This is a genomic window from Streptomyces tubercidicus, from assembly GCF_027497495.1.
Taxonomy (GTDB): Bacteria; Actinomycetota; Actinomycetes; order Streptomycetales; family Streptomycetaceae; genus Streptomyces; species Streptomyces tubercidicus.
The window spans coordinates 592,369-605,747 of the sequence record NZ_CP114205.1 but is presented as its reverse complement, the minus strand read 5'-3'; the positions used below and the strand labels follow the sequence as shown (position 1 = coordinate 605,747).

Here is a 13,379-nt window from a genome sequence, read left to right as displayed (position 1 = left end):
GTCGTATGACGCCGCTCGCCCTCAGACGCGATCAACCACTTCCTGCCCGCCGTCCGCAGCAAGCTTCTTCCGGATCGCGCTCCCATGACGCGGCAGGAGCAGCGGAGTAGCCAGGAGGAGAACTCCGGCGGCGCCGATCGCCGTGCGGGGACCGGTGACGGTGGCGAGCAGACCCCATAGGGCGGTCAGAACCGCGATGGTGGCGCTGCTGCTGATCGACCACGCGGCCAGGGTGCGGGCGACCCGGTCGGGGGCGGTGTGGTCGAGCCGGTAGGTCGCCAGCATCGGGTTGAACAGGCCGATGCAGGTCACCAGGCCGAGTTGGACGGCGATGACCAGGAGGATCCCGGGGACACCGGGCGGGACGAACGCCAATCCGAGAGGCCAGAGCGCGCGTAGCACCCCGGCGGTGAGCAGCACCTTGCGCTGCCCGTACCGCGCCGCGAGGCGATGCGCCATGCGTGCGCCGACCAGGCCGCCGATGCAGGGGAGCGCGAAGACGAGGCCGTACTGCCAGGGGGTGAACCCGAGATGGTCCAGCAGGAGCACGGCGAGCAGCGGCTCGGAGGCCATGATCAGGCCGTTGACCACGATGGCGTTGAAGAACAGCGGGCGCAGGGTCGGGTGGTTGAGGATGTAGCGCCAGCCTGCGAGCAGATCGCCGGCTCGCAGGCGCGGAGCACCGGTTCGCTCGGGGCGCGCTTCCGTGCCGCCGATGGCCCGGATGCCCAGCGCCGAGAGCAGATAGCTGACCGCGTCGGCCACCACGGTCGTCACCGGGCCGAACAGCCCGATCGCGGCCCCGCCGAGCGGCGGCCCGACCAGCGTCGAGGTCCACGTCGTGGCCTCGAACCGGCCGTTCGCGATGAGCAGGTCCGCCTGCGGTACGAGCGCCTTCAGGTACGCGCCGCCGGCCGCCCTGAAGGCGATATCGGCCGCCGCGGTGACCATGGAGACCAGGAGGAGCTGGGCGAAGCTGAGCCGCCCGAGTGCGAACGCGACGGGGACGCTCATCAAGGCCGCGAACCGGGTCAGGTCCATCGCCATCATGACCGGCCGCTTGCGACGGAACTCCATCCAGGGACCGAGCGGCACCGCGATCAGGGCTCCCACGGCCCGTCCCGCGGCGGCCAGCATCGCGACCTGGGCCGGCCCGCAGTGCAGCACCAGGACCGCGATCAGGGAATACGCGCCCAAGCCGAGCCCGGACCCGTACGAGCTGACCGCATACGCCGCCCACAACCACCCGAACCGACGCCCCAGCGACCGTCTGCCCGCCATCCCCATCGCCCCCGCCCCTGCCGCCCCGGCCCCGTCTCCTCGCCGCAGTGACCCAACCACGCCCTGACCACCGGCATCAAAGCGATGACGGAGAGGGTGAGTCGCTGCTGCAATCAGGAAATGTCAGTAAAAGAGTTAGTTTGGGGTAAGCAACTAATGCAGCCCTCCTCGTGGGAGGTGCCCATGACTGCGACGCCCGCGGAATCCCACGCGGCGCGGAGGCGGGCCCGAGCCGCCGCTGAGACATCCCGCCCGCATTACCGGTGGATCGTGCTGTCCAACACCACGCTCGGTGTGCTGATGGCCACGATCAATGCGTCGATCATGCTGATCGCGCTGCCCGACATCTTCCGGGGCATCCGGATCGACCCGCTGCAGCCGGGGAACACCAGTCTGCTGCTGTGGTTGATCATGGGGTATTTGGTGGTCACGGCGGTGCTCGTGGTCAGCTTCGGGCGGATGGGCGACATGTTCGGCCGGGTCCGGATGTACAACGCGGGATTCGCGGTCTTCAGCGTGTTCTCGGTGCTGCTGGCGGTGACCTGGATGCAGGGCACGGCGGGCGCACTCTGGCTGATCTTGATGAGAGTGGGCCAGGGCATCGGCGGCGCGATGCTGATGGGCAATTCCAACGCGATCATCACCGATGCGTTCCCCGCCGAGCAGCGCGGCCTGGCGTTGGGCCTCAACCAGGTCGCGGGCATCGCCGGCTCGTTCATGGGGCTGGTGCTCGGCGGGCTGCTCGCCCCGGTCGAATGGCACATGGTGTTCCTGGTGTCGGTGCCGTTCGGGGTGTTCGGCACGTTCTGGGCGTACCGGAAGCTGCACGACACCGGCGTCCGACGGCCCGCACGGCTGGACTGGTGGGGCAATCTGACCTTCGCTGCCGGGCTGATCGCGGTGCTGGCGGGCATCACCTACGGCATCCAGCCGTACCACGGGCACACCATGGGCTGGACGAACCCCTGGGTGCTGGCCGCCCTGATCGGCGGTGTGGTCATGCTGCTGATCTTCGGCATCGTGGAGACCAGGGTCCCCGAGCCGATGTTCCGGATGAGCTTGTTCCGCATCCGTGCGTTCACCGCCGGGAACCTCGCGAGCCTGCTGTCCGGGATGGGCCGCGGCGGGTTGATGTTCATCCTGATCATCTGGCTGCAGGGCATCTGGCTGCCCCGGCACGGTTACAGCTTCACCCAGACTCCACTCTGGGCGGGCATCTACATGGTGCCGCTCACCGTCGGCTTCCTGATCGCGGGGCCGGTCTCGGGCTGGCTGTCCGACCGCTTCGGCGCGCGGCCGTTCGCCACCGGCGGCATGGTCCTGGCGGCCGGCAGCTTCGTCCTGCTGGCGCTTCTGCCGGTCAATTTCTCCTACGGGGCCTTCGCCGCGATCCTGCTGCTCAACGGCATCGGGATGGGACTGTTCGCCTCCCCGAACCGCGCCGGGATCATGAACAGCCTGCCCGCCGACCAGCGCGGGGTCGGCGGCGGTATGAGCACCACCTTCCAGAACTCGGCGCTGGTGCTGTCGATCGGGGTGTTCTTCAGCCTGATGGTCCTCGGCCTGTCCGGCACACTGCCGCACACCCTCTCCAGCGGCCTGGTCGCGCAGGGCGTGCCCGCCGCCGACGCCGACCGGCTGGCGGCCCTGCCGCCCGTCTCCGTGCTGTTCGCCTCACTGCTCGGCTACAACCCGGTCCAGACGCTGCTCGGCCCCCACGCGCTGGCCCACCTGCCGGCCGGGCACGCCGCCTATCTGACCGGCCGCGGCTTCTTCCCCGCCCTGATCTCCGGACCGTTCGCGAAGGGCCTCGCCACCGCGTTCGCGTTCGCCATCGCCGCCTGCCTCGTTGCCGCCGTGGCGTCCTGGCTGCGCGGCGGCAAATACGTACACACCGACCAGCCGATAGCGGTCGGCGGCACGGCCCCCGCTCGCGCACCGTCGATACAGGGCGCGACGGGCGGAGGCGCGGCGCCGGTCGCAGCGGTCGTCCCCGCCGGCGCCGACCGCCCTGTCCCACCACGACCACTCCACGCCCACCGGAGCCGAAGCCCCGCCGGACCCGCGCCACCGGCCGGGCGCCGGCTCGCACCTCGCACTGAATGGCAGGCGGTCATGAACGAGCTACAGCGAGCAGCGGCCGAACCCTCAGCGCCGCCCTCAGCCCATGACGAGATCGCGCCCCAACTACGGATGGCAGTCCTGCGCCTGGCCCATGGGCTACGCGCACCGGCAGAACGGTACGACCTGACCCCAAGTCGGCTGACCGCGCTGGGCGTGCTGGCCGCGCGCGGTCCCCTACGGGTCGGGGACCTGGCCCGCGGCATGGGCATCAGCATGCCGAGCACTTCCCGGCTGGTCGACATCCTGGTGGCCGCCGACCTGGTGAGCCGCCGTCCCGACCCGTACGACCAGCGCGCCTCTCTCCTCGCTCTCGCGCCGACCGGCACCGCCGTCCTGGACAGCATCCGCCGCGAAAGCCTCCAGGCACTGACCACCCGGATCGCCGAACTCCCGGAGGACCAACGCACCACGCTCGCCGCCGCGGTACCCCTACTGGACGCGCTGGCCAGGCAATTGCCGCCCGGCGCCGTACTGCCCCACGAACTCGTCACGGTCACGGGGAAGCGGCCGCAGCGCCCTGCGGAGGAGTAATGACCTTCGCTTGGCCTCCCGCCAGGCCCGGTGTTCGCCGTCACAGGCATCCTCGCGGGCTTCTTCGGCGGCGCGCTGACCTGGTCGAGGAACGCGCCTGCTCGCCCGCGGTAGCCGCCTTGCGTCCCGCCCCGACTCTGGCATTGCGTCAGTCCCGCTCAGAAGCTGTGCGATACGAGCCTCAGTCGCAGCCGGACGTAGTCATGGTCCAGCGGTCCTGGACGGCGCGCTCCATCCGGCCGCCACCCGTTTCGGGTGTAGAAGCGCTGCGCACGGGTGTTGGACGCCCAGCACTCCAGCACGCCCTCGGCGCAGCCGGCCGCCGCGGCCAGCGCGACGAACTCCCGGTGCAGGGCCCCACCCACCCCGCGCCCCCAGGCGTGCGCCAGTACCCCGATCTGGTACAGCTCGTAGTACGTCGAGGCGTCCAGGTCTTCGTGGTGCGGTGGCCCGGCAGTGAGCAGCCCAACCACCGTCCCGTCGAAGTCTTCCGCGACCAGCGTGGCGCGCGCCGATGCCGCCAGCACCCGCGCCCAGGCGTCGCGCCGTTCCCTCCATGCACCCGGGTCGGCGAGTTCTTCCTCGGACATGCCGCCCGCGGTGTAGTACGCGGTCCGGGTCCGGGTGTGCACGTCGGCAAGGACGTCGGCGTCCTCGGTGGTCGCCTCACGCAGTCGGAAACCTTGATGCATGCCCCTCCGGACGCCTGCATCCACCCGATTGGTTCCCCCACGGGTCCCCAGAGACGGACGTCTCTGGCCGGGCGTTAGTCGTGCGTAAGTGAAACGACAACGGTTCGGCAGCGGCGCGGCCGAGGATAGCGACGTCCGACGACGGGGGCGGGTCTTTGACCTGGTCCTCTGGGTCCCTGAGCAATCGAGGAGCAACAGTGAACCGTAGCTATGCCGCCCGAATCCGACGTGTTGCGCTCACCGCGGCCGCCGGTGCAGCGCTTGCGGTAACGGTCACTGCCTGCGGTTCGACTGACGGTAGTGGGTCGGGCTCCGCCGACGGCGCCAAGGCGACCGCGTCGTCGTCGGGGGAGGCCTCCCAGGACGGCTCCGGCAGCGGTAAGTCGACGGGTTCGTCCTCGAACCAAGGGGCGTCGTCCTCGAACCAGGGCGCGTCGTCGAGCGGGGGAGCGGCGGCGAAGGACGGTTCGTCCTCGTCGGGGTCCCAGTCCGCCCCGTCCGGTGACAAGAAGGGCTACGGGCAGGTCTGCGGGGCCAACGACCTGAAGTTCTCGACGAGTTCCGAGACCCAGGCGGGCGGCTACATCCTGCTGTCCGCCCGCGCCAAGCCCGGTATCACCTGCACGATTCCCGGAGCGCTGCCCTCGGTCTCGTTCGGCTCCAAGGGCATCGAGGCGGCCAACGCCGAGCAGGCGGTCGGCCCGGCGATCAAGCTCAGCGGCTCCAAGACCGTCTATGCCGGGATCAACCCCAAGACCACCAACGGCAACGGCGGCACCGAGTTCACCTTCCTCATCGCGGGCATCGGCGCCTCCGACCCGAACCCGGCGAGCGTCTCCACCGGTCCCGTCACGGTCGACAAGCCCATCGTCACCAACTGGCACACCGCACCCACCGACGCCGTCCCCGGCGACGGCACGGACAGCTGAACCTGCCGGTCCGAGAACGACGTGAGGTGTCGGCTGAGGCGTTGCGGGCAAGCCGCAACGCCCTCCGGCGCCACGGCGGTTGGCCGGTACGGCCGGAGCCGGAGTCTGAACCCAAGAGACCGACTCGCCTAGCACAGAGGTCGTTCTGCCGGGCATCGCGGCGGAGGCACCCACCCCCTGCCCCCGCACGCCCGAAAAACCGGCCACTCATCACGAGATCGGCAATATCGAAACGGCGCATCGAACACCCATACCTACAGGGGGTAATGGAACAGTGCAGCAGGTGGATTCTCGTACGGAAGAAGTTCACTTCGGCGGGAAATTACGGCTGTATCGCACCAAGCTGGGGCTGTCCCTGGGGGAACTGGCCAAGCTGGTGCACTACAGCAAGGGGTATTTGAGCAGGATAGAAACCGGCGAGAAAAATGCCTCCAAGGGTCTCGCCGTCCGGTGTGACGAGATTCTGCAGGCGGAGGGTGAGCTGATCCTCGCCTACTCGGCCTCGGGAGTTGGCCGGCGGCCCCGCAAAAAGGCCACGTCGCCGATCCAGCTTCCTCCCACCGCCCGTCACTTCACAGGACGCCAGCGCGAGCTGTCGCATGTTGACCTGGACGTACAGAAGCAGTGTGCGGACCGCGCGGGAACGGCGCGGATCATGGTGATCGACGGTGCGCCCGGCGTCGGGAAGACAACGCTGGCGCTGCAATGGGCACATCGGCATGCGGCTGAGTTCACCGATGGCATTCTCTTCCAGGATCTGCACGGTCACGGTCCTGAGAAAGAACCCTTGGGCACGCACGACGCTTTGGCCGGCTTTCTGCATTTGCTGGGTGTCGCTCCCGACGCGGTTCCGGTCACGGTCCGAGAACGCGCCGCGATGTACCGGAACCTGGTGAGCAGACGCCGGATGCTCATGGTGCTGGACAACGCGGCCACCGCCGACCAGGTGCGCTCCCTGCTGCCCGACACACCCGACTGCACGGTCCTCGTCACCAGCCGGAACCGGCTGGGCGGGCTCGTGGCCAGGGACGGGGCGTCACGGCTGACCCTGGAGCCACTGTCGCCCGACGAGGCCGCCACCCTGTTACGCCACGCCAGCACCCGTGACCTACGGGATGAGAACCCCGAAGCGCTCCGCCATGTCGTCCGGCTCTGTGGCCATCTGCCGCTGGCCGTCCGTATCGCAGCCGAGCACTATTCCACCGGGCAGTACTCCTCCCTCGCCGAGATGATCACGGTGATGGAGTCAAATCTCCTGGAATTCCTCAGCTGCCTGCACGACCCGGCCTCCTCGGTTCGTACGGCGTTCTCCTGGTCGTATCAAGCGTTGGACGAGGGCGTCGCGCACGCCTTTCAAGTGATGTGCGCCCACCTGCACAAGGAGATCACTCCCCGTGACGCTGCTCGCCTTCTCGGTGTTCCGGCGGGCGTCGCCACACAGCGCCTGGACGCCCTGTACCAGGCGAACCTCTTGGTGCCGACGGAACCAGGCAGATATCGGTGCAACTCCCTGCTCGCCGCTTATGCGGGTGAATTGTCCGACGTACCGGCTGGATCGCTCTCGTGCATCTGTGGGTGCAACCGCGAGGTCTCGTAGGGCGACGGACGCTCCGGTGGTGAAGACGGCCATGCGTCAGTCCGTGAAGTCGATTGTTCCGGCGCGTCGGCCGCGCCGAAGCAGTGCGTCGAAAGCGAGGTAGGCGACTCCCAGCCACAGCAGCCCGATCAACACTCCCGTTGCGGTGTGGGCGCCCACCACGGTCAGGGGTGCGCCCGCCACGACCGAGCGCAGTGCGGCCAGGCAGTGGGTGAGCGGGATCGTCTGGGCGATCCAGCCCACCCACTGCGGCCAGAAGCCGACGGGTACTTGTACGCCGCAGATCGCCATCATGAGCAGATAGCCGGCGTTGGTCACCACATTGCGCAGGCCGCCGGCGTTCAGGACGAACGCCGAGAGGGCGAGGCCCAGGAAATAGGTGGTGACCGCGGTGATGACGACCAGGGCCGCCACGAGGGGAATCTGCTCGATATGCCAGGTCACCCCGAAGAGCGGAGCGAGCCCGAGGAGTGCCACGAGTGAGGTTCCGGTGCCGCTCAGCGGCCACTGCAGACTGCGGCCGCAGAACACCCAGACCGGTTTGACCGGGGCCGCGGCGAGCAGGGCCAGCGTGCCGGACTGGCGTTCCCAGGTGCTGGAGGCGACCACCGTCAGCGATTCGATGACACAGGTCATCAGCGAATTGCCGATGACCAGATACGTGACCTGCCCCGGGCCACCGGTCGCCCGCCCGAGCAGCGCGAAGAAGGTGACCTGGGCCAGCATCCGGCCGAGCCACCCGAAGGTCCATGTCTTCCAGGTGTAGATGGCGCGCATGTCGGCGAAGGCATTCGCCGCGCTGTGCCGGACGACCTGAGCGGGGTGAAGGTGCATGACGGTCCTTACGCGGCCTGGGAGAGCGTGCCGATGCGGCGTACCCGATGGAGGACCCGGTGGAGCAGGAACAGCCCGATAGCGGCACCCACAGCTCCGAGTCCGAGGATGACGGCGAGCCTCGGGACGACGTGCGACGTCGGCCCGGATGCGAGGCTGTCGCGCAGCAGGTCGGCGGACCAGGACAAGAACATCACCTGTGAGGCGGGCCGCAGCCAGTCCGGCAGGAAGCTGACCGGCACCAGCACGCCGCCCAACAGGTAGAACGGATAGCTGAGGGTGTTCTGAATGATCCGGGCGGAGGGCATCAGGACGAACAGCGAGGAGAGGATGCTCGCGGTACCGGCCGTCGCCAGCCCCGTGGCGAGCACACAGGCCACGGTGACCCACGGATGGGGGAGTTCCAGCCAGCGACCGAACGCGACCCCCGCCATGAGCCAGGATTCCGCGAAGGCGACCATGCCGACCGCCGTCACCGCGCACAGTCGGCCCATGACGAGGGTGCCGAGCTTGACCGGCGCGGCAACCAGCCCCTCCAGCGTGCCAAGTGCCCTTTCCTCACTGATCAGTTCGCCGGCGGTGTAGAGCGCCAGCAGCCACAGCGACATCAGAGTCGGCGCGACCACCGCGTACGGGGACAGGTCAGTGCGTCCGGCGTGTTCGCTGATCGCCATGACGACGAGGGTCACCAGCGGAGCGGTCACACAGACCTGGATGGTGTCGGGGGAGCGGCGGATCAGCCGCAGCTGAAAGCGGACGGCGGTGACGAAGATCCTCATGTGTCGACCGCCATGCCCCGGTCGCCGATGATGTGGAGGTATACCTCCTCCAACGAGGGCCGTCCGGCGGAGATTTCCGTGGCGTGGGCGTCCACCAGGCGTCGCATCACGAGCCGGGTGGCCGAGGCGTCGGCTGTCTCGATCCGGGTGCGGTCCTCGGCGATGGTCCGGACCGAGATCACGCCGGGCAGCGCGTTGAGGTCCGCCGCGACCGTCTCGGGAACCCCGCTCGCCTCCACCCGCTCATAGCGGGAGATCTCGGCGCCGATCTCGGCGGGCGCCCCGGTGGCGAGGATCCGGCCGTGGTCCATGAGGGAGACCCGGTCGCAGACCGCCTCCGCTTCGGCCATGTCATGCGTGGTGAGCAGCACGGTACGGCCGTCCGCCTCCAGCTGTGACATCAGTGTGCGGAAGTCATGGGCGGCCACCGGGTCCATGCCCACCGTGGGTTCGTCCAGGATGAGCAGCGGCGGGTCGGCGACCAGCCCCCGGGCAAGGTGCAAACGCTGCTTCATACCGCGGGAGAGGGTGTCCACCCGATCGGCCGCGCGGTCCGACAGACCCATGCGCTCCAGCAGCTCCTCGCAGCGCTGCCGCAGCGCCTGGCCGTGCAGGCCGTAAAGCGCCGCCCAGAACCGCAGGTTGTCGCGGACCGTGAGCCGTGCGTACAGACCGCGGTCGCCGCCGAAGACGATACCGATGGTGCTTTTGACGCGATCCGCATCCTGGACCACGTCATGACCCATCACCTGGGCGGTACCGGAGGTGGGCAGCAGAACGGTCGACAGGATGCGGCACAGCGTCGTCTTGCCCGCGCCATTCGGCCCCAACAGACCGAAGATCTCGCCTCGTTCCACGGTGAGATCCACCTCGGACAGGGCGTGGACGGCGTCCGTGCCGGCCTTACGCGAGTTCCTGCCCTCGTAACGCCGTGTCAGCCCGCGCGTTTCCAGGGCCGTCACCGTGCCTCCTCCGCCAGGCGGTCGAGCTCCCGTTGTGCTGCGTCGTACTCCGCTTGCCCGACCACCTCGTCGGCGACCAGGAGATAGTCACCGACGGGTGTGCGCAACAGGCCGCTGTTCCCGAAGAGATGAACCTGCGAGCGCTCCCAGTCCGCACGGTTCTCGGCGCTCCTCAGCGGCATGCCGTACAGCGGCCGGCCCTGCGCGAGCGCGTCGGCGGTGCCCCCCGGTCCGGCAACGGGCGCACTGTGGTCGGCACGGCGACGGCGCTCCTGGCGGTCGTACTCCTCCAGGGCCGAACCCAGCCCGGCCAGCCGCCCCAGGGGAACGCGCTGCTCCGCGTACAGGACCAACTCCTGCAATTCGGGGGCAAGTTGATACTCGTGCGCTGCCTGGGCGATCTCGGGCACCTCGGGGCAGGGCGCCTGGCCGATCATGTAGAGGTCGATGGCATCCCGGGCATAGAACGTGCGCTGGAACCGCTCCTCGGCGAGCGCGAGAAGACTGGCGGTCGGTACGTCCTCCGGCAGCTCCGCACGGATCGGGACGGCCCCGTCGTCGCCGACGAGAGCGGCCGTACAGACCTCGACGCGTATCTCGGGGTCGAGGAGCCGGTCCTCCGGAGCCCAGGTGAGTGTCACCACGAGGTGGCGGGTGGGCGCGCCCAGGACGGAGACTCCTACGTACAGCGGCTTGTCCGCCATGAGCACATGTACCGCGCGCCACAGATCGGCCTCGCCGCCGGTCACCAGGTCCAGGTCGCCCTGCGGGCGGAGCAGACCCTTGGGGTAACTGCGGGCAATCAGCTTCCCTTTGACGGGGGACACCGGAACCCGCGCCGCGACCCGGTCGAGTATCTGCCCGTAGCGCAGGGCGCGCCGTTCGGCCCGCTCCAGCTCATGGCGGGCCGCGTCGCTCATGGCGATGCCCTCCTGGCGGACCGCCGAGAGCATCAGGTACTGCAAGGCGTAGTGCTCCTTGCGTGCCGCGAAGAGCAGGCGTCCCAGACCGTCCTCTTCGGGCACGTCCAAGACGTCGTACAGCATCGAAAGGTCCATCTCACGTACCGTCTTTCTCGCCGTTGGCTCCCGGCAGATGCCAGAACACGTGGTCGATGGCCCAGCCGCGCGCGACCAGCGAGGTCACGATCCGGTCGCCGTCCCCGGGGCCGCTGGGGGAGGCGGGGTGGATGACGCTTCCGAGCAGGGGAAGCTCCAGCCCGTGGGCGTGGACCGAGGCGGCTTCGGTGAGCATGCCGGTCGCCTGCCGGCGCACCGCGTCCTCCGCCTCCACCAGCACGTCCACGAGATCCACATACTGACGACCCGTCACGGGATCGTCGGCCGCGCACAGCAGGGTGGCGTGCCCGATCACACGACCGTCGAGGCAGGCCACGTAGGAGACCCGGTCGGGAGCGTCGAGGAACTCGCGAGCGAGGCCGTCGGCCACTCCGCCGTCGGCCGTCACACCGTGATCCGCACTGCCGTCGACAAACGCCTTCGCCAGCCAGCGTGCCACGTCGGCGTCGTCCCGCCCCGGCTCGGCCCGGCGAACGGTCAGCCCCGGTGCGGGAGAAGGCGTCGCACGGAGCGGGCCCGAGCACTGTACGTAGGTGGTGTGCCGACGCCAGGGTCCGGGAAGCCGCACGGATTCCGGGGCACGCACCATGATCGCATCCGCACCCGGGGCTCCATGGGAGGCCAACTCGACTACCTCAGCGACTCGATGAGGGACAGTCAGGAGGTCCGTCGCACAGAACTCGATCAGCAACTGCCGCTCTTCCAACAGCGGATCATGCCGCTCACCGGCCACAAACGGATGACCGTGGAGATGCTGCAGGAGCCCGGCGTCGTCGGCTGCGGCCAGATAGCCGCGGCAGGCCGTCGCGCTCACCGTGGCTCCGGGCGCACGACGGTGACCAGGCCCGATCGGATGTGCGCGGCCGCTGCCCGGATGTCGTCCCGGGTGACGTCGGCGATCAAGCGCAGTTCGCGCTCCATGTCCCAGCCGGATGTCCGGTCCAGGCTCCGGTAGGCCAGCAGCCGGGCGTGCTCCAGAGGGGTCTCGGCGTCGAGGATCAGGCTCATACGGGCCCGGCGGCGGGCCGCATCGAGATCGGTGTCGGTGGGGCCGTCCGTCGCCAGTTCGTCCAGCACGCGGACCACCACATCGACCGCCTTGGCCCCGTTGCCGCTCTCCACTCCGACGAGTACGCGCCATGCGCCCGATTCGGCATAGCCGCGGTCCCACGCCTGGAAGGCGTACGCCAGGCCCGCGGACACCCTGAGTTCGCGGTAGAGCAGCGAACAGGCGTCGGCGCCCATCAGATTCGCCAGCACCGCGTAGCACTGCCGCCCGGCGTCGTCCGACATGCTCGGGGAGCGACCGCCGACGGCGACCCAGCTGAATTCATCGGGCCAGGCGTGCTCCGCCGCCCTGACCGGACCGAGGGGGAATTCGGGACGGGGTGCGGGCGCGGTGTATTCCGCCTGTGCGAATTCGGCTGGTATACGGGGGATTTCGGGCCCGATGACCGTCAGCACCATGGGGGAGGGGAGAAAGAGGGAACGGTGCGCACCCAGCACGGTGTCGATATCGAGACGACCGATCTCCGGGACCGTTCCGCCCACGGGGCGGCCCAGCGGGTGGTCCGGGAAGAGCGCGGCGAGGAATGCGTCCTGGACCGTGTCCGTGGGGTCGGCCTCGGCCGCCGCCAGCTCCTGAAGCACCGCGGTGCGCTCGCTGTCCAGCGTCGCCGCGTCCGGCTCGGGAGTGAGCACGCCACGCAGCAAGAGGTCCAGTGCCTCCTCGGCGTCCTCGGCCGCTACCTGCGTGTAGAACAGCATCTGTTCCAGACCGGTCTCGGCGTTGGCGGTGCCGCCCAAGCGCTCCAGGTGCTGGACCAGGGGACCGACGGTGCCGACGGGAGCGGACATCAGCAGGTGCTCCAGCATATGTGCCAGACCACCGCAACCCGGTGGGTCGTGGCGCGAGCCGTACCCCACTCCGAGGCAGAGACTCGTCGTCTTCAGGCGGGGGTCGACGACGGTCACCACAGGTATGCGGGCGGCAGAAGTCGCAAATGTCATGGGGATGGTTCCTCGCACGAAAATGCCCTGGTGCGGTGAATGCCACCGCGGGAAAGACGCGGTGGCATTCACCGTCGTGGACACGGCTCAGCGGCCGGTCTTGACCTTGTCCAGACGCGGGCGAAGACCCGTCTTGTGGTTACGCATGGCACACACCCCCCTTCCCGTGGTCGGTAAATGCTGTGCCGAGAACATCCCGACTCCGATGCGAGTCCGGCTGTTTCCCGCTCCTCGATACTGCGTCGCGGCGTGAATACGTCTCAAGCGGTTGTCTGTTTCCCAACATTGAGGAAACGGGCAACGAGAAGACCTCGACAGAGCTGGCTCGCCACTGACGCCGTCCGCCAGGCGCTGGGTGCGGACCGGGGATGCCGGCTTGCCGCCGTTGCCGGTGATGAAGGGCGGCCGCCGTCGCCCCGACGCATACGTAGTGCGGGTGTACACGAAGCAGGTAGTGATACGCGTATTTCTCCCCTGCCGAAGACCTCGGGCCGCCGGGAGAGTGAGGGGCCTGCTGATTCCGGCCCCTGAGGTGCGCGACTGCCAGAGGGGTACAGAGGG

At 69.0% G+C, this 13,379-nt stretch carries 11 protein-coding genes; 3 read left to right on the top strand and 8 right to left on the bottom strand.

The features are described from left to right. Positions 1-21: 21 nt before the first annotated feature. Positions 22-1,281 carry an MFS transporter gene (locus STRTU_RS02745; protein ID WP_159742059.1) on the bottom strand — a complete coding sequence of 420 codons (1,260 nt, stop codon included), beginning with the start codon at positions 1,279-1,281 and terminating at the stop codon, positions 22-24. 300 nt (positions 1,282-1,581) lie between these two features. On the opposite strand from STRTU_RS02745, the gene STRTU_RS02740 reads away from it, so the two are divergent. Further along, positions 1,582-3,936, top strand: coding sequence for an MFS transporter (locus STRTU_RS02740; RefSeq protein ID WP_371873662.1), 2,355 nt, complete (start codon positions 1,582-1,584; stop codon positions 3,934-3,936). 158 nt (positions 3,937-4,094) lie between these two features. On the opposite strand, the gene STRTU_RS02730 is transcribed toward STRTU_RS02740, so the two are convergent. Continuing rightward, entirely contained in the window at positions 4,095-4,628 is a 534-nt protein-coding gene (locus tag STRTU_RS02730) for a GNAT family N-acetyltransferase (RefSeq protein ID WP_246240075.1), read from the bottom strand. Between the two features lie 197 nt (positions 4,629-4,825). Here STRTU_RS02730 and STRTU_RS02725 point away from each other — a divergent pair, with 197 nt between their 5' ends. Further along, positions 4,826-5,557: a DUF4232 domain-containing protein gene (locus STRTU_RS02725; protein ID WP_159742057.1), complete on the top strand. Its 732-nt coding sequence runs from the start codon at positions 4,826-4,828 to the stop codon at positions 5,555-5,557. Positions 5,558-5,840: 283 nt separating this feature from the next. After that, positions 5,841-7,154, top strand: a complete 1,314-nt coding sequence (locus tag STRTU_RS02720) for a helix-turn-helix domain-containing protein (RefSeq protein ID WP_269777325.1) — start codon at positions 5,841-5,843, stop codon at positions 7,152-7,154. Between the two features lie 36 nt (positions 7,155-7,190). Here STRTU_RS02720 and STRTU_RS02715 read toward each other — a convergent pair whose 3' ends face one another. From STRTU_RS02715 to STRTU_RS02690, 6 genes are read right to left on the bottom strand one after another with little or no spacing between them, the layout of a single operon-like run. Beyond that, entirely contained in the window at positions 7,191-7,988 is a 798-nt protein-coding gene (locus STRTU_RS02715; RefSeq protein ID WP_159742055.1) for an ABC transporter permease, read from the bottom strand. Between the two features lie 8 nt (positions 7,989-7,996). Continuing rightward, positions 7,997-8,767, bottom strand: coding sequence for an ABC transporter permease (locus STRTU_RS02710; RefSeq protein WP_159742054.1), 771 nt, complete (start codon positions 8,765-8,767; stop codon positions 7,997-7,999). Beyond that, on the bottom strand, positions 8,764-9,729 hold the full coding sequence (locus tag STRTU_RS02705; RefSeq protein ID WP_159742053.1) for an ABC transporter ATP-binding protein: 966 nt from the start codon (positions 9,727-9,729) through the stop codon (positions 8,764-8,766). Before STRTU_RS02705 ends, STRTU_RS02710 begins: the two co-directional genes overlap by 4 nt. Beyond that, positions 9,726-10,787, bottom strand: a complete 1,062-nt coding sequence (locus STRTU_RS02700; RefSeq protein ID WP_159742052.1) for a nucleotidyltransferase family protein — start codon at positions 10,785-10,787, stop codon at positions 9,726-9,728. The genes STRTU_RS02705 and STRTU_RS02700 overlap by 4 nt, the downstream gene beginning before the upstream one ends. Position 10,788: 1 nt before the next feature. Beyond that, on the bottom strand, positions 10,789-11,622 hold the full coding sequence (locus STRTU_RS02695; RefSeq protein WP_159742051.1) for a hypothetical protein: 834 nt from the start codon (positions 11,620-11,622) through the stop codon (positions 10,789-10,791). After that, positions 11,619-12,818, bottom strand: a complete 1,200-nt coding sequence (locus tag STRTU_RS02690) for a M16 family metallopeptidase (RefSeq protein ID WP_159742050.1) — start codon at positions 12,816-12,818, stop codon at positions 11,619-11,621. Before STRTU_RS02690 ends, STRTU_RS02695 begins: the two co-directional genes overlap by 4 nt. Between the last annotated feature and the right edge of the window lie 561 nt (positions 12,819-13,379).

What these genes read in the sequence shown, in the direction of transcription:
- STRTU_RS02710 (WP_159742054.1), bottom strand. Translation starts at nt 8,767, where the DNA reads ATGAGGATCTTCGTCACCGCCGTCCGCTTTCAGCTGCGGCTGATCCGC.
- STRTU_RS02730 (WP_246240075.1), bottom strand. Translation starts at nt 4,628, where the DNA reads ATGCATCAAGGTTTCCGACTGCGTGAGGCGACCACCGAGGACGCCGAC.
- STRTU_RS02715 (WP_159742055.1), bottom strand. Translation starts at nt 7,988, where the DNA reads ATGCACCTTCACCCCGCTCAGGTCGTCCGGCACAGCGCGGCGAATGCC.
- STRTU_RS02745 (WP_159742059.1), bottom strand. Translation starts at nt 1,281, where the DNA reads ATGGCGGGCAGACGGTCGCTGGGGCGTCGGTTCGGGTGGTTGTGGGCG.
- STRTU_RS02700 (WP_159742052.1), bottom strand. Translation starts at nt 10,787, where the DNA reads ATGGACCTTTCGATGCTGTACGACGTCTTGGACGTGCCCGAAGAGGAC.
- STRTU_RS02740 (WP_371873662.1), top strand. Translation starts at nt 1,582, where the DNA reads ATGGCCACGATCAATGCGTCGATCATGCTGATCGCGCTGCCCGACATC.
- STRTU_RS02690 (WP_159742050.1), bottom strand. Translation starts at nt 12,818, where the DNA reads ATGACATTTGCGACTTCTGCCGCCCGCATACCTGTGGTGACCGTCGTC.